The organism is Nonomuraea sp. NPDC001831, from assembly GCF_042892035.1.
In the GTDB taxonomy this organism is placed as follows: Bacteria; Actinomycetota; Actinomycetes; order Streptosporangiales; family Streptosporangiaceae; genus Nonomuraea.
In genome coordinates, this window is sequence record NZ_JBIATU010000001.1 from 1,117,840 (window position 1) to 1,137,028 (window position 19,189).

A 19,189-nucleotide genomic window follows, 5' to 3' on the forward strand; every position below is an offset into this window, starting at 1 on the left:
ACGGATCCGGAACGACAGGAGATGGGCAAGTCATGAGCGTCGTGGTGTGCGGTGAGGCCATGCTCCTGATGCTGGCCGAGCCCGGCATTCCCTTGGAACGTGCCACGGTCTTCCGTCGCTCCATCGCGGGCGCGGAGTCGAACGTGGCCGCGGGGCTCGCCAGGCTGGGCCATGACGTGCGCTGGCTCGGCCGGGTCGGCGCTGACCCGGCGGGCCGGGCGGTCCTGTCCATGCTCCGAGCCGAGAATGTCGACACCCGGCACGCGGTCATCGACCCCGGTGCGCCGACCGGTCTGCTGGTCCGCGACAGCCATCCCTCCCGGGCCATCGACGTGCAGTACTACCGTTCCGGGACCGCCGCGTCCAGGCTGAGGCCGGACGAGCTGACGCCGGAGATGGTGAGCGGTGCGAAGGTCGTCCACATCACGGGCATCACTCCGATGTTGTCGGATTCCGCGCACCTGGCCACCCTGCGGCTGCTGGAGCTGGCCGGGCAGGCCGGAGCGCTCGTCTCCATCGACCCGAACATCCGCTACAAGCTGGGCGAACCCGCGGCATGGCGTGAGCGGGTGGCGCCGCTCCTGGCCAGGGCGGACGTGGTGCTGGCCGGCGAGGACGAACTCGAACTGCTCCACGTCGACCCGGCGACGCTGCCCGGCCTCACGGTGGTCAAGCACCGGGACAAGTCCGCAACGTGCGCAGGGCTGCGGCAGGAGGCGTTCTTGGTGCCGGTGGCCGACCCCGTGGGAGCAGGGGACGGCTTCGCCGCCGGGTTCCTGTCGGGGATGTTGCGCGGTGAGTCGTACGACGTGTGCCTGCGCGAGGCGGCGGCGGTGGCGGCGCTCGTCGTCCAGTGCGCCGCCGACACCGACGGCCTTCCGGACCGGCCGGGTCTGGATCGTGCCTTGGCCGCCTTCACCGGGCACACCGAAACGGTCCACCGATAGCTGCCAACCAGCCGATGATTCTCCGCCGCCAAGAGTGCGATCGCCGCCGAGGAACAGCCGCTGCTGATCACTGATTCGTCGAAGTCATTCGCTACCAAGCACGAGCCTGTCGAAGGCGATCGAGTACGAAGTTTGCGTCCGTCCATGAGCTGACGAGGCCAGGGCGAAGGCGGTTCGTGGGAGGCGGGCAGGGCGTTGGGTGGGCAGGGCGTGGTGGGCAGGGGGGATCGTGCGTCACCACTGAGGGCGGCTCGCCGTGGCCGTTCGTCGGTGAGGAGACCGAAGGAAGGAAGTCATGTACCGCTGGGAGATCGTCCAGGCTGTCACGGAGCAACGCGTGTTCGGCATCCTCAGGGCCGCCACGCCCGAGGCGGCCCTGACGTCGGCCGAGGTCGTGCTGGATGCCGGGTTGCGTGCCGTCGAGATCGCGCTCACCACGCCCCGCGCCCTCAGCGCCGTGGCAAGGCTCACCGAACAGCGGCCCGACGCGCTGGTCGGGGCGGGGACCGTCCTCGACGCGGCCGCTGCCAGAGCCGCCGTGGAGGCCGGCGCGCGCTTCCTGGTCTCGCCCAGCCTGCACCCTGAGGTGATCCGCACCGGGCACCGCTACGGCGTGCCGGTCTTCCCGGGCGTGGCCACCCCGACCGAGATCGTTCGTGCCCTGGAAGAGGGGGCGGACGCGGTCAAGATCTTCCCGGCGACGGGCGTTTCACCGGCCTGGCTGCGGGATGTGCGGGCCGCCCTTCCGCAGGCGCCCGCGATCCCCACCGGCGGCGTGACCTTGGACGATGCGCCCGAGTGGATCGCGGCCGGCGCCGTGGCCTGCGGCATGGGCTCGGCGCTGACTTCGGGTGGTCGGGGCGCCGTGGCTGCACGGGTTGCGGCGCTGCTCGCCGGGCTGGCGGGGGCCCGATGAGCGTGGAGACTCTGCGGGGCCTGCACGGGCAGGTGCTCGACGCGGTCGGCCGGTCACCGGCGGGCGGGGAGATTGTGCGGGGCAGGTGCTGCGTCTGGAGCGTGCGGGGCAGGTTCTGCGTCTGGAGGACGTCCAGGAGCGATACGGGGTGCCCCGGACCGTCGCGCGAGGCCGTCCGCGTGCTGGAGTCGAAGCGCGTGGTCACCAGCCGGCCTCGTGTCGGGGTCACCGTACGGCCGATGAGTGCCTGGAACCTTTATGATCCCCAGGTGATCCGCTGGCGGCCGGCCTCGCCGGGGCGTGAGGCGCAGCTGCGTGAGCTGGCCGAGCTGCGCGCCGCGGTCGAGCCTGCCTGCGCCGCGCTGACCGCGTCCAGGCCCGACCCCCGCGTGCGGGACGAGCTCACCACCCACGACCGCGCCATGGACGCCGCCGCTCGCGAGGGTGACGGCCAGGCCTACGTCACAGCGGACGCCGCCTTCCACCGGGTGTTGCTGACCGAGTCGGGCAGCGGCATGTTCGCCCAGCTCGCCGAGGTGACCGAGGTGCTGCTCGAAGCCAGGCGCGAGCTGCTGCTCCTGCCCGTACGTCTGGAGACGACCGCCATCGGACTCCACCACGAGATCGCCGAAGCGGTCGCCGCCGGGCGGGCTGCCGAGGCGGCGCAGACCGCTGCGGACATCGTCGGGCGGGCCCGCGCCGAGGTCGAGCAGATCCTGGCAGACAGCCGAAAGCACGTCACGGAGGTTCCCCGATGAGTGTCGCCGTCCACGTCGGCCCTGAGCCGGTCCCCATGTTGGTCGACGCCGTACGGCGGTCGGGCGGCAGCGTCGTGCCGCTGGAGGAGGCCGAGGCGATCGTCTACTACGGCCGCGGCGGCCCCGAGGAGCTGCGGTCCATGATTCATGACGGCATCCGGTGGGTGCAGCTTCCTGCAGCGGGGGTCGAGCGGTACGCCGAGGCGGGAGTGATCACTGAGGAGCCCGTCTTCACCGCCGCCACCGGCTCCTACGGCGTGCCCGTCGCCGAGCACGCGCTCGCGCTCATGCTGGCCGCGGCCCGCAACCTGCCCCGGCTGGCCAGGGCCACCGAGTGGGGGAAGAACGAGTCGAGGGAGTTCGCCGGCTCGACCGTCGCGATCATCGGCTGCGGAGGCATCGGGCGGGCGCTCATCAGGATGCTGGAGCCGTTCGGCTGTCCGGTGATCGCGGTCACCGACAGCGGCCGGGCGCCCGGTGCGCACCGGATCCTGCCTCGTGACCGGTATCGGGAGGCGTTGCCGGAGGCCGCGTACGTCGTCCTCGCCGCTGCGACGACGCCGAGCACCAAGGGCATGATCGGTGCTTCCGAGCTTGACCTGATGCGTACGGACGCCTGGCTGGTCAACATCGCCCGGGGCGCGCTCGTCGTGACCGACGACCTGGTGACGGCGCTGCGCGAGAGGCGGATCGGTGGTGCCGCGCTGGACGTCACCGACCCCGAGCCGCTGCCGTCCGGGCACCCGTTGTGGCACATGGAGAACGTGCTGATCACGCCGCACACGGCGAATCCGTCGTCGTCCTACTGGCGCGGCCTGGCCGAGCGGGTGGCCGCGAACGTGCGCCACTTCGCGGACGGCGCCCCGATGGAAGGGGTGGTGTCGCCGGCGCAGGGGTTCTGAGGGGGTAGGACCGTGGGCATCATCGGAACTGGGAAGTGCCCTTGTCACGAGTCGTGACTTCTTGTCCGGTGTCCTGCGTTCCCGACTGACGTCGCGATCACGCTGCCAATGGACCAAGGCCTGGTTGGAGAGGGCTCGGCGTGGGGCTGTTGGTCTGTGCGGGGTGGGGATGGGTGGCGGTCCAGGGGGCCGTTTTGTTGGGGGTGATGGCTGGTTGATGGGCAGCCCCAGGGCTACTTACGTCCAGGGCTGCTTACGCTCCAGGCTGCTTACGCCTCAGGTCTACTTATGCCCCAGGGCTCACCTGCGTTGCTGGCTGGTTCAGGGTTGCTTGTGTTCTGGCGCTGGAGGGCTGAGTCGCTGGCTGGCTCAGGGCTACTCCGGCTCTGCGGCTTATACCTGAGTCGCTGGTTGGCCCACGGTTGTTCCCGCTCGCAGGCTATGCCTGAGTTGTGGGCCGGCTTAGGGCTGCTTGTGTGCTGGCATTCAGGTTTGAGTCGCTGGTTAGCTCAGGGTTACGCGGGCTCCGGCGCTCAGGCCTGAGTCGTGTACTTCGAGGCCCGCGGGCTCGGCGCTTTTCGGCAGGTCGAACACCAGTGTGCCGGTGAAGGACTGGCCGGGGGCGATGCGGACCGGGGTGATCTCGGCGCCGCTCTTGTCCAGGAGCTTGCTGCCGCCGTGCAGGGCCTCGTCCTCGTCGATCAGCTTCTGCTGGCCGGGGTAGAGGACGCGGGCGTCGGGGCCGACGTTGTTCACCTTCACCGTGACCTGACAGGTGCGGCGGGAGGCGGACTTCGCGGGTTGGGGGCACTTTGTGCCGGTTACCGCGAACTTCAGCTTTCCGTCCTGAACCGGGCCTTCATCGCCTATGGCGGGGGAGCGGAAGATCCACGCCAGGGTGGCCAGGACCACCACGAACAGGACGATCACGATCACCAGCGCGGTCATGCAGCCGGTGAACACGCCGCGCTTGCGGCGCACAGGCGGGTACCCGGGCAACGGGCCCTGGCCCGTGGTGTGCGGCGGTAGCGGGCCCTGGCCGGTGGTGTGTGGCGGTAGTGGGCCTTGACCGGTGGTCTGGTGGTGGGGGAGCGGGATGTTCCCGGTCCGGTCGACGGGCGGCGGCATCTGTGGCGCGCGAGGTCCCGGGTGCTCCGTGGGGGCGGGCATGGGCGGGCGAGGGCCCGTGCGTTCGGCCGAGGAGGGCATCTGCGGCGGACGCGGTCCGGTGCGCTCGGCCGGCGAGGGCATGGGCGGGCGGGGGCCGGTGCGTTCGGCGGGGGAAGGCACGTGCGGTGGGCGCATGCCGGTGTGCTCGGTCGCGGGAGGCATCTGGGCGGCGTGGGGTGCCGCGGGGTCGGCTGCGGACGGGGGCTGCGGTGTGCCTGACCCGGGGTGGTCTGCAGGGACGGGCATGGGCGGGCGGGGGCCCGTGCGTTCGGCCGGGGAGGGCATGTGCGGCGGACGCGGGCCCGTACGCTCGGCGGAAGGCGGCATCGCGGCGCCCGCCCCCGTGCGTTCGGCCGCGGGTGGCATCGGAGGGTGCGACCCCGTGCGTTCGGCCGCGGGCATCGGAACGGCGGATCCCGGGCGATCAGCTGCGGGTGGCATCGGAACGGGGGATCCCGGGCGATCAGCCGCGGGAGGCATGGGGGAGCGGGACCCCGTCCGGTCGGCGGACGGGGGCATCGGAGGGCGTGAGCCCGGCGCGGAGGGCATCGGAGGGCGAGGCCCCGTGCGTTCCGCAGGGGGAATCAGGTGGGGGGAGCCCGTGCGCTCCGCAGGTGAGGGCGGGTGCGGAGGGCCCGTGCGTTCGGCAGGTGGGGGGAGGTGTGGATGGCCGGTGCGTTCGGCGGGTGGGGGGGTGTGGCCGAGGGGGCGGAACTCCGAGGGGTTCCACGCGTTCGTCAGGTGTTCGGTGGCCGCCAGCTGGGCCGCGGGCTCGTCGGCCGCGCCCACCAGTTCCAGCAGGAGCTGCTTGGCCGCGGGCCGGCGCGCCGGGTCGGGGTGGATGGCCGCGGCGACCAGCCGGTCCAGGGGGGCGGGCAGGCCGCGCAGGTCCGGCGGCGCGGTACGGGCCCGCGCCGCCATCACGTACGCGTCCCCCTCGCCGAACGGATGCCCGCCGAGCCCCGCGTACGCGATCAGCGAGCCCCAGGCGAAGACGTCGCCGGCCGGGCTGGTGTGGCCCTCGAAGACCTGCTCGGGAGCGATCCATCCGGGCGTGCCCATCACCATGCCGGCGTTCGTGTGCCGGGACGCGACGTGCGTGGAGCGCGCCAGGCCGAAGTCGATCACCCGCGGCCCGGCCAGCGTCAGCATGACGTTGGCCGGCTTGAGGTCGCGGTGGACGAGCCCCGCGGCGTGGATGGCGGTCAGCGCCGCCGCCACGCCCACGGCCGCCGAGTGCAGCACCGACGGCGGCAGCGCGCCGTGCTCGATCAGCTGGTCTTCCAGCGAGATGCCGTCGATGTACTCGGTGACCAGGTAGAGCACGCCACGGTCCTCGCCGTGGTCGAGCACCCGCGCGGTGCAGAACGAGGCCACCTTGCGCGCGTTGGACACCTCTTCGTGGAAACGCGCCCGGTAGACCGGGTCGGCCGTGTAGTCACGCCTGATGGCCTTGAGCGCCACCTTGACCCCGTCGGCGCCCCTGGCGAGATAGACGGTGCCCATGCCGCCCGAGCCGAGGCGGCTCAACAGCTCGTAGGGGCCGATCGCCGGCGGATCCTCAGGCTTCAGCGGAGTGCCTGCCGAGCGCCCCACGGTCGCCGTCCTCTCGCCGTCGTCATCCCGTCGCAAACCGAACCGTTTCTTCCGCCGGTACGCCTTTTTCCACCCCAGACTCTAACGGAGAAGCCGCGGCCCGGTGGCGACGAAGCCCGGTCAGCTCTGGCCCGGACGCCGCTTCAGCGGACGCATCGTCACCCGCAGGCGGGCGGCGTTGAGCGTCGGGGGCAGCGGGCGGTGCGGGGACAGCGTCCGGCCGGACAGCGTCCGGCCGGACGCCTTCGGGCGGGCCGAGGCCAGGATCCCGCCCAGGAAGGCCGTGCCGACGCCGAGCATCAGGTGCACGCCGTCGCAGCGCGGCAGGGCCCACCATTCGCCGGCGGCGGTGCCGTCGAGCCAGATCTCGGGGGCGAAGGAGTCGGCGTAGTGCAGGCGGGGGCTGCGCTGGTGGGGGGCGAACGGGAGGATCACGTGGGTGCCGGCGGGCACCGGGACGCCGTACCAGTCGGTCTCCTCGGTGGTGAGGCGGGACAGGGCCGGGACCGGCGGCCACAGGCGCAGGCCCTCGCGCAGGCAGGCGCGCAGGTAGTCGGGGTCGGCGCGGGCGCACTTGCGCTGGACGGGGTAGGTCGCCAGCAGCGCGAGGGTGCGCATGAGGCTGCCGGCGGTCACGCTGAAACCGAGCAGCCAGAACGCCGCCTGCCGCAGGCCGCGCGCCTCCGGGCCGCTGGTCTCGGCGAGCAGGCCGGCGAGGGTGCCGGGCTCGGCGCGGCGCAGGTGGTCGAGGATGCGGGCGTCGTAGCGGCCGGACAGGATCTCCTGGCGGCGTCTGGCACGTCCCCTGCCTGCCCTTCTGACCTGGGCGAGCAGGGCGCTCAGCTCCTCGTCGCCGGCCGCGCCGGCGCCGTAGACGCACCGCCGCGCCACCCGCTGCCAGCACGACTCCAGCCGAGCGTAGTCGATCACGCCGTCCGTCAGCGCGGCCGCCTCCTGCCGGGCCACCTCCGCGAACGCCGGCCGCAGCACGTCGTAGGGCAGGCCGGCGGCCCGTTCGCGCACGGTGGGGACGAAGGCGGGCTCGGACAACACACGTTCGGCGTCCCGCTGGGACAGCACCACCAGGGCCGTGCGGCGCGGGCCGCGCACGAGCACGGGACGCCCGCCGTACCGGACGTGCAGGCCGGTCAGCAGGGAGCGGGAGCGCAGCAGGTCGAGTCCGGCCGTCAGGTGCGGCGTGCCCGGCGGCAGGAGGGCGCCGGCCAGGCGCAGGCTCTCCAGCACGGTGGCCCTGTGCAGGCCTCTAGGCACGCGCGGCCTCCCCCTCGCCGGTCGGCCTCCGCGTGCGGGGGACGGTCCCGGCCTCCCCGTCTCCGGCCGGCGTCGGCTTGCCCTGGGGCGTCCGGGTCTTCCCGTCTCCGGTGGGCCTCCGCGTGCCCCGGGTCTTCCCGTCTCCGGTGGGCCTCTGTGTGCGCGGGGTCGTCCGGGGCTGAGATGGCCGGGCCGTGGGCGCCTCCTCGGGTGCCGGAACGGGAAGGAAGTTCATGGGGTCATGCGATCGCCCGTCCGCCGGGCGCGCAAGCGGAGGTCTCGCTGGGCGGAACGTTTTCGGGCCGCGCTCTGTGGAGCGTTCCAGGAGCCGGAACACCTCAGGCCACCACCAGCGCGGCCGAGATCGCCTGCGCCGCGCCGCGTACGGTGAGGCCCAGCCGGGCCAGCGGCGCGGACGGGCCGGGCGCCGCCACCCCCACCGACATGCACACGCCGCCGCCCGGCCCGAACACCGGCGCGGCCACGCACGACACGCCCTCGGTGTACTCCTCCTGGGCGTAGGCCACGCCGTACCGGCGGACCTGGGCCAGCTCGCGCTCCAGCGTGGCCACGCCGGTGATCGTGCGGCTGGTCAGCCGCTCGAAGCCGCCCTGTCCGAGCACCTCCTCGCGCAGCCCGCTGTCGAAGGCCAGCAGCGCCTTGCCGGTCGCGGTGCAGTGCAGCGGCGCGAGGTCGGTGCCGTCGGAGCGGGACCGGACGCGGTCGTGGCCGTACAGGCGCTCGACGTAGCGGGCCTCCAGGCCGGCGGGCACGGCCAGGTTGACGGTCTGGCGGGTCGTCTCCTGCAGGCAGAGCAGGTACGGCAACACCACCCGCCGCGACCCGGGGATGCGGTTGCGGGCGATGCCGGCCATCGTCTCCAGTTGCCGGCCGGGCAGGTAGCCGGTGCCCACCCGCCGGGCCAGTTCGCGCGCGCACAACACGCCCAGGATCCGGTGGGCCGTGGACTTGGGCAGGCCCGTGCTCCGGCTGAGCTGGGCCAGGCTGACCGGCCGGGGCGCGGCGCTCAGCGCGAGGAGGATGTCGATGCCCCGCTCCAGGCTCCCGATCGGCGTCACCGGACGCGTGAGGTGTTCCTGGCGGGCCGTTTGCAGCGGCATGGTGCTCCCTTTCGCTCTCCGAGGAGCGGATGGGGCTTCCCGGGGCTACGGCTTGGCATTCCTTGCCCTACCCCGCCCGTCGCGGTCCGAATACCGGGTTCGGCGCAGGCTGATGATCTCGGCGTGCCCGGAAAGGGCCACTTCAGCGGGGGTTCTGGGATATAAGTCCAGACTTGCGGCATATGATCGGGCGCGCCGTTTCAAGACAGCCGCACGCGCGCCCGTCACCGAGCGCGCGCAGTCACGGCGAGGCCACGGCCCACCACCGGTGGACGAACGCAGGAACCTACCGGGGCAGAGCTGCCGCGGCGGCGGCGAGCTTCTCCACGCGGGCCCAGTCGCCCGCGGCCAGCGCGTCGGCCGGGGTGAGCCAGCTTCCGCCCACGCAGCCCACGTTCGGCAGCCGCAGGTAGTCGGCCGCGCTCTCGGCCCGGATCCCGCCGGTCGGGCAGAACCGCACGTCCGGCAGCGGCCCGGCCAGCGACTTCAGGTACGCGACGCCGCCGGCCGCCTCGGCCGGGAAGAACTTCAGCTCCTTGATGCCGCGCTCGGCCAGCGCCATCACCTCCGAGACGGTGGCCGCGCCCGGCAGGTACGGCACCCCGCTGGACTCCAGCGCCTCCACCAGCGACAACGTCGTGCCCGGCGAGACCAGGAACCGGGATCCGGCCGCCACGGCCGCCGAGATGTCGGCGGTGGTGCGGATCGTGCCGGCGCCGACCGTCGCCCCCGGCACCTCGGCGGCGATCCGCTCGATCGCTCCGAGCGCGGCCGGCGTGCGCAGCGTCACCTCGATGACGGGCAGCCCGCCCGCCACGAGAGCCTCGGCCATCGGCACGGCGGTCGCCACGTCGTCGATCACCACGACGGGGATCACGGGGGCGAGGTCGAGCAAGCTCATCAGAGTCTTCTCCTCATCGGCCGGGGTCACGGCCGTCTAGTGATGATCAGGGTGGGCCTCAGCCCACGAGTTCGGTGGTGGCCCGCCCGCGCAGCCAGGCGGCCGCGCCGGTGAGCGCCGGCTGGGGCGCGACGATCAGCGTGGTGGAGATCGCCTCCAGGTATCCGGGCATGTCGGGGTTGCCGACGAACCGGGCACGGAAGCCGCTGGTCCGCACCCGTTCCACGATACGGGGCAGCACCCCGCCGCCCAGGTAGACCCCACCCCTGGCGCCCAGGGTGAGCGCCACGTTCCCGGCGAAGCTGCCCAGCATCTCGCAGAACACCTCGACGGTCTCCGCGCAGAGCGAGTCGTCGAGCCGGGCCACGATGTCGGAGGCGTTCAGGTCGGGCGCGGTCACGCCGTTGACCTTGGCCAGCGCCCGGTGCAGGCGTACCAGGCCGGGGCCGGACAGCAGGTGCTCGGCCACGACGTGCGGCAGCCCCTCGGTCTGCAGCACCCGGACGATCTCCAGCTCGCGCCGGTCGATCACCGGCACCGTGACGTGCCCGCCCTCACCCGGGACGGGCGTCCAGCCCCGGTCGGTGGGTACGAGCCCGCCGACGCCGAGCCCGGTCCCGGGGCCCAGCACGGCCTTGACGCCGTGGGAGGGCTCGGGCCCGCCCAGGGACACCAGGTCGGGGCCGTCCAGGTGGGGCAGCGACACGGCCAGCGCCTCGAAGTCGTTGAGCAGCACCGCGTACGGGATGCCCAGGTCGCGTACGGACCCGGCCCACGCCGAGTTGGTCAGCCGGTACCGGTCGCCGTCGATCGGCCCGGCCAGCGCCAGGCATGCCGCGCCCGGCCGCGCCCCGCCCGCGTGCTCGGCGAGATAGGCGTCGACGGCGTCGGGCAGGGTGGGGTAGGCGGACCCGGCCAGCACCGCGACGTTCGAGGGCCGGGCCTGCGGCGAGGTGACCAGCCCGAACCGGGCGTTGGTCCCCCCGATGTCGGCGACCAGCCAGGGAAGGTCAAAGGCACTCATCCCACACCTCCGATGCTCACGCCTCCGATGCCCACGACGACGGGGCCAAGATCGTACGCCGTCGTCACCGGAAGGATGCCACGCACGCTCACCGGCTCCGCCCGGCGGCCCGCGTGCCCACGGGCGCGCCGCTCTCCAGGTGGGAGGCGCCCGCCTCGGCGGGGAAGCCCAGCCCGGGGCCGTGGTGCGGCGACTCGGCGCCGCTCACCCCGAAGATCCCGGCGCCCTGCTCGGCGTGCCCGGCCATGCGGCGGAACGTGGCGAACAGCTCGCGTCCCGTGCCGACCCACTCCGCGTCGCTCAGCGGCCGGCCCTCGGGCGTGCGCCGGGCCAGCTCCTCGGCCGGCACCAGCAGCTCCAGCGTCCCGGCGGCCGAGTCGAGCCTGATCACGTCGCCGTCGCGGACGATCGCGATCGGACCGCCGTCGGCGGCCTCGGGCGACAGGTGGATGGCCGCGGGGACCTTGCCCGACGCGCCCGACATGCGGCCGTCGGTGACGATCGCCACCCGCTGCCCGCGGTCGAGCAGCACGGCCATCGGCGGCGTGAGCTTGTGCAGCTCGGGCATGCCGTTGGCGCTGGGGCCCTGGTAGCGGATGACGGCCACGAAGTCCTGGCCGTCCAGCTCGCCGGCCTCGAAGGCGCGCAGCAGGTCGAGCTGGTCGTCGAACACCTTGGCCGGGGCCTCGATCACCAGGTGCTCGGGCTTGACCGCCGACACCTTGCTGACGGCCCGGCCGAGGTTGCCCTCGACCATGTGGATGCCGCCGTCGGCCGAGAACGGCTCGGCGACCGGGCGCAGCACGTCGCGGTCCTTGCTGCCGCCCGTGACCGGCTCCCAGACCAGCTCGCCGTCCACCAGCGAGGGCGCCTGGCGGTAGCGGTCGAGGCCGGGGCCGGCGACGGTCAGCACGTCGCCGTGGAGCAGGCCCTCGTCCAGCAGGTCGCCGATGAGCACCTGCATGCCGCCGGCGTCGCGGAAGTGGTTCACGTCCGCCTGGCCGTTGGGGTAGATCTTGGTCAGCGACGGCACGACGCGCGACAGGCAGGCCAGGTCGTCCCAGGTCAGCACGATGCCCGCGGCGGCGGCCATGGCGACCAGGTGCAGCGTGTGGTTGGTGGAGCCGCCGGTGGCCAGCAGCGCCACGCAGGCGTTCACGATCGACTTCTCGTCCACCAGCTCGCCGATCGGCGTGTACTCCGGGCCGTGGGCGGTGATCTCCACCGCGCGGCGGCCGGCCGCCTCGGTCAGGGCGTGGCGCAGCTCGGTGTGCGGGTTGACGAACGTCGAGCCGGGCAGGTGCAGGCCCATGACCTCCATCAGCGCCTGGTTGGAGTTGGCGGTGCCGTAGAAGGTGCAGGTGCCGGGGGAGTGGTAGGACTTGGCCTCGGCGTCCAGCAGCTCCGCCCGTCCGACCTTGCCCTCGGCGAAGAGCTGGCGGGTGCGCGCCTTGACCTTGTTGGGCAGGCCGGAGGTCATCGGCCCGGCCGGCACGAAGATCGCCGGCAGGTGCCCGAAGTGCAGCGCGCCGATGAACAGGCCCGGCACGATCTTGTCGCAGACGCCCAGCAGCAGCGACGCGTCGAACATGTCGTGCGACAGCGCGATGGCGGCCGCCATGGCGATCACGTCGCGGCTGTAGAGGGACAGCTCCATGCCGGCGCGGCCCTGCGTGATGCCGTCGCACATCGCGGGCACGCCGCCGGCGACCTGCGCCACGCCGCCCGCCCTGCGCACCGCCGCCTTCAGCTCGGGCGGGTAGGTCTCGTACGGCTGGTGGGCGGAGAGCATGTCGTTGTAGCTCGTCACGATCGCCACGCCGGGTTTGGCCGTGCCTCGCAACGAGGGCTTGTCCTCATCGGAGGCGGCGGCGAACCCGTGCGCCAGGTTCGCGCAGCCCAGGTGGGCGCGCGCCGGGCCCTTGGCCCGCGCCGCCTCGCCGTCGCGCCGGATCCGCGCCAGGTAGGCGGTACGGCTGGCCGCGCTGCGCTCGGCGATCCGATCGGTGATCTCCTGGATGACGGAATTCACAGGTCTTCCTCCTCGTGCCAGGCGCGACCGCTGCGGCCGAGCAGTTCGTGGGCCCCGGCGGGGCCGGTGGTTCCTGCGGGGTAGGGCTCGGGCAGGTCGGCGGAGGACTCCCAGGCCGCCAGGATCGGATCGATCCAGCGCCAGGCCGCCTCCACCTCGTCACGCCGCATGAACAGCGTCGGGTTGCCCGCCAGCACGTCGGTCAGCAGCCGCTCGTAGGCCTCCGGCACCCGCGCGGTGAACGTCTTGCCGAAGCTGAGCGACAGCGGTACCGGCTTCAGCGTCACCTCGCCCGCGCCCGGCTCCTTGGCCATGATGTGCAGCTCGATGCCCTCCTCGGGCTGCAGCCGCAGCACCAGGCGGTTGGGCGTGCCGCCGGGGAAGATGGAGTGCGGCACGTCCTTGAACTGCACCACGATCTCCGACCGCCGGTACGGCATGCGCTTGCCGGTCCGCAGGTAGAACGGCACCCCCGCCCAGCGCCAGTTCTTGATCTCGGCCCGGATCGCGGTGAACGTCTCCACCCGCCGCGAGGCCTCGGTCGTCGGCGTGGAGGCGGGCTCGTCCAGGTAGGACGGCATGCCGCCGGCCTCGGTGTACTGGCCGCGCACGGTGAACCGGTCCACCTCGGTCCCCACGATCGGCCGCAGCGACTGCAGCACCTTGACCTTCTCGTCCCGGATGGACTCGCGGTCGTTGCGCGACGGCGGTTCCATCGCGGTCAGCGTGAGGAGCTGGAGCAGGTGGTTCTGCACCATGTCGCGCAGCGCGCCCGCGTGGTCGTAGTAGCCGCGCCGTCCCGGCGTGCCGACGGTCTCGGCGGCGGTGATCTGGACGTGGTCGATCCACAACGAGTTCCAGATCGGCTCGAGGAAGGCGTTGGCGAAGCGCAGGACCAGCAGGTTCTGCACCGTCTCCTTGCCCAGGTAGTGGTCGATGCGGAAGATCTGGCGCTCGTCGAAGATGGCGCCGACCTCGTCGTTGATCCGCTGGGCGCTGGGCAGGTCGCGGCCGAGCGGCTTCTCCAGCACCACCCGCGAGAGCGGGGTGACCAGGCCGGCCTCCTCCAGCTCGCGGCAGAAGGGGCCGAACGTCATCGGCGGGCTGGCCAGGTAGAACACCCGGTCCCGCTGCTCGTGACCGGCCAGCAGTCTGGTCAGCGCGCCCCAGCCCGACTTGTCCTCGCCGCCGACGTCCACCGAGACGTGGTGCAGGCGGCCCAGGAAGCGCTGCCAGACGGCGGGGTCGTCCACGGGGACCTGGTCGCGTACCTCGGCGTCCACCTTGCCGCGGAAGTCGGCGTCGGTCAGCCCGCCCCGGGACATGGCGATGACGCGGGTCTCGGGGGACAGCCGGCCGTCCCTGTCGCTGTGGTAGAGCGCCGGGATCAGCTTGCGCATGGACAGGTCGCCGGTCCCGCCGAAGACGACGAGATCGGCGGTATGGGCGGGGCTGGCGGTCGAGAGGGGGGACAAGGCGAAGCTCCGTTGATCTACCAAGCAAGGACAGAACGGACACTAACGAGAGTTTGGGTCGTGCACAAGCAGGGTTTTGGCATCTGAGATGAAAAAGTCTTCACTTTTCATTACCGAAGCCCATGTGATTCACTTGGCCGATGCCTCGACGTACCGCCGCGACCCTCGCCACGAGTGGCGAGGTGCTCCGCCTCATCCGCACAGGTGAGGCCGTCACGCGCGCCGACCTCGGCCGGGTGACCGGTCTGTCGCGCCCGGCGGTGCAACTGCGCGTCGGTGAGCTGCTCGACCGCGGCCTGGTCGTCGAGCGCACCGACGCCCCCTCGACCGGCGGGCGGCCGCCGGTCCGGCTGGAGTTCAACGCCGGGGGCGGCGTCGTCCTGGTCGCCGCGCTGGGCGCGAGCCGCACCCGGGTCGCGGTCTGCGACCTGGCCGGGCGCGAGCTGGCCGGCCGCGACTTCTTCATCGACGTCGAGCAGGGCCCCGACGTCGTGCTCCCGCTGCTCATGGACACCTGGGACGAACTGCTCGGCGACCGCCCCCGCTCCAGCGTCAGGGGCGTCGGCATGGGCGTGCCCGCCACCGTCGAGTTCGCCCAGGGCCGCACCGAGAGCGCCCGGGTGATGGCCTCGTGGACCGGCGTGGTCATCCCGCCGATCATCCGCGAGCGGTTCCCCGTGCCGGTGCTCGTCGACAACGACGTCAACGTGCTGGCCATCGGCGAGCACCGCGGCGCCTACCCCGACCTCGGCGACCTCATGTTCGTGAAGGTCTCCACCCGCATCGGCGCGGGCGTGATCGCCGGCGGCGAGATCCTGCGCGGCGCGCTCGGCGCGGCCGGCGAGATCGGCCACATCCCCGTGCTCGACGGCGGCGGCGTGCTCTGCCGCTGCGGCAACACCGACTGCGTCGACTCCGTCGCCAGCGGCACCGCGCTGCTGCGCGACCTGCGCGAGGCGGGCAAGGACGTCGGCACCATCGCCGACGTGACCGCCCTGGTCCGCGCGGGCGACGCCGAGACGATGGCCATCGTGCGCACGGCCGGCCGCCGCATCGGCGAGGTGCTGGCCGGGGCGGTCAACATCCTCAACCCCTCGGTCGTGGTGCTCGGCGGCGACATGGCCGAGGCGTTCGGTCCGCTGGTGTCGAGCATCCGCGAGGTCGTCTACCGCCGCTCCACCGCCCTGGCCACCCGGCGGTTGCGCATCGAGCCGAGCCGGCTCGGCGCGGGCGCGGGCATCAGCGGCTGCGCCGTGATGGTGCTCGACCACGTGCTCTCGCCCGAGGCGGTCGACGAGACGATGACCGTCTCGACGCTGCGCCGCGAGCGCGGGCTGGCCGGCGCCGGCTAGAGGTCCCAGCGCGGTTCGGGGCTCTCCCGCACCACGCCGTCCGCGCCGAAGATCAGGTGGCGGTCCAGGTCGTCGGCGAACCAGCGGTCGTGCGTGACCGCCAGCACCGTGCCGGCGAAGCCGTCCAGGCCCTCCTGCAACGCCTGCGCGCTGGCCAGGTCGAGGTTGTCGGTCGGCTCGTCGAGCAGCAGCAGCGTCGCCCCCGACAGCTCCAGCAGCAGGATCTGCAGCCGTGCCTGCTGGCCGCCGGACAACGTCTCGAACCGCTGCCCGCCCGCCGGGGCCAGCTCGTAGCGGGCCAGCGCGGCCATGGCGTCGTTCCTGGTCAGCCCGAACGTCTCCGTCACCAGCTCGGCGACGGGCCGTCCGTGCAGGTCGGGCCGCAGGTGGGTCTGCGCGAAGTGGCCGGGCACCACGCGGGCGCCCAGGCGGGCCACGCCGGTGTGCGCAACGGGCTCGCCGGCCAGCAGGCGCAGGAAGTGGCTCTTGCCGGTGCCGTTCAGGCCGAGCACGCCGACCCGCTCGCCGTAGGCCACCTCGGCCGAGAAGGGCCGCACCAGCCCGGTCAGCTCCAGATCCACGCACGTCACGGCCCGCTTCCCGGTACGCCCGCCGCGCAGCCGCATCCGTACGTTCTGCTCCTTCGGCGGCCGGCTCGGCGGCCCCGCCCGCTCGAAGCGCTCCAGCCGGGACACCGCCGACCGGTAGGCCCCCGCCAGCGCGTCGTTGTTCGCCGACCGCTGCCGCAGCACGTGCACCAGCCGGCGCAGCCGGGCCCGCTCGTCCTCCCAGCGCCGCCGCCGCTCCTCCAGGCGCTCGCCGCGCCGCCTGCGGGCCTCGGCGTAACCGGCGAAGCCGCCGCCGTGCACCCACACCTCGCGGCCCTCGACGGTGACGACGCGGTCGGCCGCCTCGGCCAGCAGCCGCCGGTCGTGCGAGACCAGCAGCACGGTCTTGGCCGAGCTCCTGATCGCCCGCTCCAGCCACTGCTTGGCCGGCACGTCGAGGTAGTTGTCCGGCTCGTCGAGCAGCAGGATCTCGTCGGGGCCGCGCAGCAGCGCCGCCAGCATCAGCCGTTTCTGCTCGCCGCCGGACAGCGTGGCCAGCCCCCGGCCGGCGACCTGTTCGTAGGGCAGCCCGAGCGCCTCGGTCGCGCACGCGTCCCACACCACCTCCAGCTCGTAGCCGCCCACGTCGGCGTAGTCGGCGACGGCCTGGGCGTAGGCGAGCTGGCGGGGCTCGTCGTCGCACAGCGCGATCGCCGCCTCGGCGCGGGCCAGCTCGGCCGCGGCCGCCCGCACCCGCGCGGGCGCGACGCCCAGCAGCAGGTCGCGCACGCTGCCGGTGCCGAGGAACTGCCGCATCACCCCGACGCCGCCGCCGGTGGTGATACGCCCGTCGTCGGGCCGCAGGTCGCCCGCGATCAGCCGGAGCAGCGTCGTCTTGCCCGCGCCGTTGGGGCCGACCAGCGCCGCCTTGGCGCCGTCGCCCACCTTGAACGACGCCTCCAGCAGCAGCGGACGCCCGTCCGGCAGCAGGTACGTCACGCCGCTCACCTCGATATGACCCATGTTCCATTACTAGACCATCGATCCGGTTCACGTACAACGTATTATCCGTCGTGTGGACAACGTTTGGGTTCGCCCCCGCAAGGACGCCAAGCCGAGGCTGACGCTCGACCGGATCGTCGCCGAGGCCGTCGCGCTGCTCGACGAGGAGGGCGTGGCCCGGCTGACCATGCGCCGCCTGGCCGAACGTCTCGACACGGGCTCGACCACCCTCTACTGGCACGTCCGGACCAAGGAGGACGTGCTGGACCTGGCGCTCGACGCCGTCTTCGGCGAGGTGCCGCTCCCCGGCGGGCACGACGACTGGCAGGCCGCCGCGCGCGACCTGATGAACGGCTGGCGCGCCGCCCTGCTGCGCCACCCCTGGTCGGCCACCATCCTCGACCGCCCGCTCATGGGCCCCAACGCCTTGGAACGCACCGACTTCCTCTACCGCACCCTGTCCGGGGCCGGCCTGGACGGCCCGCAGGCCGCCTACAGCCTGTCCAACTACGTCATGGGCTCGGTCATCATGCAGGTCACCTGGCAGCGTCGCGAAGGGCTCGACACCGACGCCTTCCTGCGCGAGCGGGCCGCCAGCTACCCGTCCCTGGCCGAGCACGGCCTCGGCCACGACTGGGACGCCACCTTCGCCACGGGCCTCGGCTACCTGTTGCGCGGCATGACGCACGACGCCGCCTGAACCGCCCGCAGCGGGCCGTCAGCAGCCGTCGCACCCCGGCGACGGGCGGTCATCCCCTGGGCTTGTGGGTCCTGGACGGGTGGCGGCCCGGCGGCGTGCCGTGCGGGTGTGACGACGGAGTCGCCGCCGGATCGCCGCTCCAGGACGGCGTCGGCGCAGTGCTGGGGCGAGAGCCGTGCGAGGGCGACGACGACGACGGCGACGACGGCGAGGGGGCCGGGGTCCGGCCGGGGGAGGCGACGACGGCGCCGGGGGTGGCGCCGGCGACGGTGCCGGACGTGGTCGAGCGCGGCCTGCGCGTGCCCCGCCCGCCCTCGGGCCGGACGCCGTCAGGCGTGGAACCGGTCACGGCGGGCCCCGTGCGCACCCGGGTGGGCCGGGCCGTGGCGGTGGCAGCAGGGGTGAGGGGGGTGGCCGTGGCCCTCTCGGAACCCACGGCGACGGGCCCCGGATCGCCGGAGGTGCGGCCCGGAGCGTGCGGCCAGTGCACCGGGTCGAGGCCGGGCGAGCTGAACGCGTCGCCCATCAGCGCCCCCGCCCCGGCCAGCATGAGCGTGCCGAGCAGCACCCCGGCGGCCATCAGCGCCCGGCCGCGCCGCGCGCCCCCCTCCGCCGGGGAGGAGGCGGTCCGCGTCGTCGATCGATGGGTTCCGCTCACGTACCCCGATGGTAGTGACGTGCGGGCATGGGTCGGGCCGTGGCGGACGTCCAGGGGGAAAATTCAGCGTCAATCGTGATCAACAGCCGCACAGCAGCCCGCGCAGGGCCGTCTCCAGGCACAGCCCGGACCGGGCGGGGACCGGCCACGGGAAGCGCACCAGCGACTCGTCCACCCGTACGGTGGCGCCGTACCGGTCGAGCTCCCACAACCACACCTCGCCGGGCTCCTCGCCGAGCTGCCTGGCCACGCCCGCGGTGAGCTGCGGCCGGTGGGAGTCGTTGACGTGCGCGATCACCCGTTCGGCCGTCTCGGTGAGCGGGTCGGGGGCCGCGCCGAGGTAGTCGTCGGCGTCCAGCAGGCCGGACTCCTGGCCGGTCAGGTAGACGACCTGGGCCACGTCCAGGCGCAGCAGGCGCGGGGCGTCGGGACGGCCGTACCGCTCCAGGGCCTCGAACAGGCCCTCGTCGGCGCTGTGCGCGGCCACCGCCACCGCCGCGGAGCGGGCCTGCGACTCCGGCACGGCCTCCGCCCACCCGTGCACCTCGATCATCGCCCGCGGATGTGTCACCGCGCCGAGCTGCCGCATGGCCGTCAGGTTCACCGCGACCACGGCGTCCTCGCGCAATCCGTGCAGGGGTTCGCCGGGCCGGACCAGCAGCACCGGGCGGCCGCTCTCGTCCACGCCGCCCCGGGCGGGGGCGCAGGCGCCGTCCACCGTGAGTTTGGCCAGCGTCGAGGTCGAGGCGAGAGTGCGGATCCGCTCGGCGAGGGGCAACATTGAGATCACATCCATTGGTAGGTTAGGCTCACCT

Annotated in this window: 16 protein-coding genes; 6 read left to right on the forward strand and 10 right to left on the reverse strand. The window is 73.3% G+C overall.

Annotated elements, in window-relative coordinates; translation table 11 throughout:
• The first annotated feature begins 32 nt into the window (after positions 1 to 32).
• The 4 genes from ACFYYW_RS04900 to ACFYYW_RS04915 all read left to right on the forward strand — a co-directional run bounded on the left by ACFYYW_RS04900 (position 33) and on the right by ACFYYW_RS04915 (position 3,523).
• Positions 33 to 947, forward strand: coding sequence for a sugar kinase (locus tag ACFYYW_RS04900; protein ID WP_387645157.1), 915 nt, complete (start codon positions 33 to 35; stop codon positions 945 to 947).
• 295 nt (positions 948 to 1,242) lie between these two features.
• Positions 1,243 to 1,863 (forward strand): bifunctional 4-hydroxy-2-oxoglutarate aldolase/2-dehydro-3-deoxy-phosphogluconate aldolase, encoded by a 621-nt coding sequence (locus tag ACFYYW_RS04905; RefSeq protein ID WP_387645160.1) that lies wholly within the window; start codon positions 1,243 to 1,245, stop codon positions 1,861 to 1,863.
• A 239-nt stretch (positions 1,864 to 2,102) separates the two neighbouring features.
• Complete coding sequence (locus ACFYYW_RS04910; protein WP_387645162.1) at positions 2,103 to 2,621, forward strand: FCD domain-containing protein; 519 nt, start codon at positions 2,103 to 2,105, stop codon at positions 2,619 to 2,621.
• The gene (locus ACFYYW_RS04915) at positions 2,618 to 3,523 is read left to right on the forward strand and encodes a D-isomer specific 2-hydroxyacid dehydrogenase family protein (protein WP_387645165.1); all 906 of its coding nucleotides are present in this window, start codon (positions 2,618 to 2,620) and stop codon (positions 3,521 to 3,523) included. Before ACFYYW_RS04910 ends, ACFYYW_RS04915 begins: the two co-directional genes overlap by 4 nt.
• A gap of 504 nt (positions 3,524 to 4,027) precedes the next feature.
• Here the strand turns inward: ACFYYW_RS04915 and ACFYYW_RS04920 are convergent.
• From ACFYYW_RS04920 to zwf, 7 genes are all read right to left on the reverse strand, one after another.
• Entirely contained in the window at positions 4,028 to 6,289 is a 2,262-nt protein-coding gene (locus tag ACFYYW_RS04920; RefSeq protein WP_387645168.1) for a protein kinase, read from the reverse strand.
• Positions 6,290 to 6,409: 120 nt separating this feature from the next.
• Positions 6,410 to 7,561, reverse strand: coding sequence for a cytochrome P450 (locus ACFYYW_RS04925; protein WP_387645171.1), 1,152 nt, complete (start codon positions 7,559 to 7,561; stop codon positions 6,410 to 6,412).
• A 338-nt stretch (positions 7,562 to 7,899) separates the two neighbouring features.
• The gene (locus ACFYYW_RS04930) at positions 7,900 to 8,682 is read right to left on the reverse strand and encodes an IclR family transcriptional regulator (protein ID WP_387645174.1); all 783 of its coding nucleotides are present in this window, start codon (positions 8,680 to 8,682) and stop codon (positions 7,900 to 7,902) included.
• A gap of 286 nt (positions 8,683 to 8,968) precedes the next feature.
• Positions 8,969 to 9,583 (reverse strand): bifunctional 4-hydroxy-2-oxoglutarate aldolase/2-dehydro-3-deoxy-phosphogluconate aldolase, encoded by a 615-nt coding sequence (gene eda / locus ACFYYW_RS04935; RefSeq protein WP_352351613.1) that lies wholly within the window; start codon positions 9,581 to 9,583, stop codon positions 8,969 to 8,971.
• Positions 9,584 to 9,641: 58 nt separating this feature from the next.
• Positions 9,642 to 10,607 (reverse strand): glucokinase, encoded by a 966-nt coding sequence (glk, locus tag ACFYYW_RS04940; protein WP_387645178.1) that lies wholly within the window; start codon positions 10,605 to 10,607, stop codon positions 9,642 to 9,644.
• Positions 10,608 to 10,695: 88 nt separating this feature from the next.
• Complete coding sequence (gene edd, locus ACFYYW_RS04945; RefSeq protein ID WP_387645181.1) at positions 10,696 to 12,639, reverse strand: phosphogluconate dehydratase; 1,944 nt, start codon at positions 12,637 to 12,639, stop codon at positions 10,696 to 10,698.
• A complete protein-coding gene (zwf, locus tag ACFYYW_RS04950; RefSeq protein ID WP_387645503.1) occupies positions 12,636 to 14,039 on the reverse strand; it encodes a glucose-6-phosphate dehydrogenase in 1,404 nt (467 codons plus the stop codon). Before zwf ends, edd begins: the two co-directional genes overlap by 4 nt.
• Before the next feature lie 215 nt (positions 14,040 to 14,254).
• Between zwf and ACFYYW_RS04955 the strand changes: the two genes are divergently transcribed.
• The gene (locus ACFYYW_RS04955; protein WP_387645183.1) at positions 14,255 to 15,466 is read left to right on the forward strand and encodes an ROK family protein; all 1,212 of its coding nucleotides are present in this window, start codon (positions 14,255 to 14,257) and stop codon (positions 15,464 to 15,466) included.
• Here the strand turns inward: ACFYYW_RS04955 and ACFYYW_RS04960 are convergent.
• Positions 15,463 to 17,037: an ABC-F family ATP-binding cassette domain-containing protein gene (locus ACFYYW_RS04960; protein ID WP_387645186.1), complete on the reverse strand. Its 1,575-nt coding sequence runs from the start codon at positions 17,035 to 17,037 to the stop codon at positions 15,463 to 15,465. The genes ACFYYW_RS04955 and ACFYYW_RS04960 overlap by 4 nt on opposite strands.
• A gap of 52 nt (positions 17,038 to 17,089) precedes the next feature.
• On the opposite strand from ACFYYW_RS04960, the gene ACFYYW_RS04965 reads away from it, so the two are divergent.
• Positions 17,090 to 17,716 (forward strand): TetR/AcrR family transcriptional regulator C-terminal domain-containing protein, encoded by a 627-nt coding sequence (locus ACFYYW_RS04965; RefSeq protein WP_387645189.1) that lies wholly within the window; start codon positions 17,090 to 17,092, stop codon positions 17,714 to 17,716.
• Positions 17,717 to 17,765: 49 nt separating this feature from the next.
• Here the strand turns inward: ACFYYW_RS04965 and ACFYYW_RS04970 are convergent, their stop codons facing one another.
• Complete coding sequence (locus ACFYYW_RS04970) at positions 17,766 to 18,374, reverse strand: hypothetical protein (protein ID WP_387645192.1); 609 nt, start codon at positions 18,372 to 18,374, stop codon at positions 17,766 to 17,768.
• A gap of 79 nt (positions 18,375 to 18,453) precedes the next feature.
• Positions 18,454 to 19,155, reverse strand: coding sequence for a DUF2470 domain-containing protein (locus ACFYYW_RS04975; protein ID WP_387645195.1), 702 nt, complete (start codon positions 19,153 to 19,155; stop codon positions 18,454 to 18,456).
• Between the last annotated feature and the right edge of the window lie 34 nt (positions 19,156 to 19,189).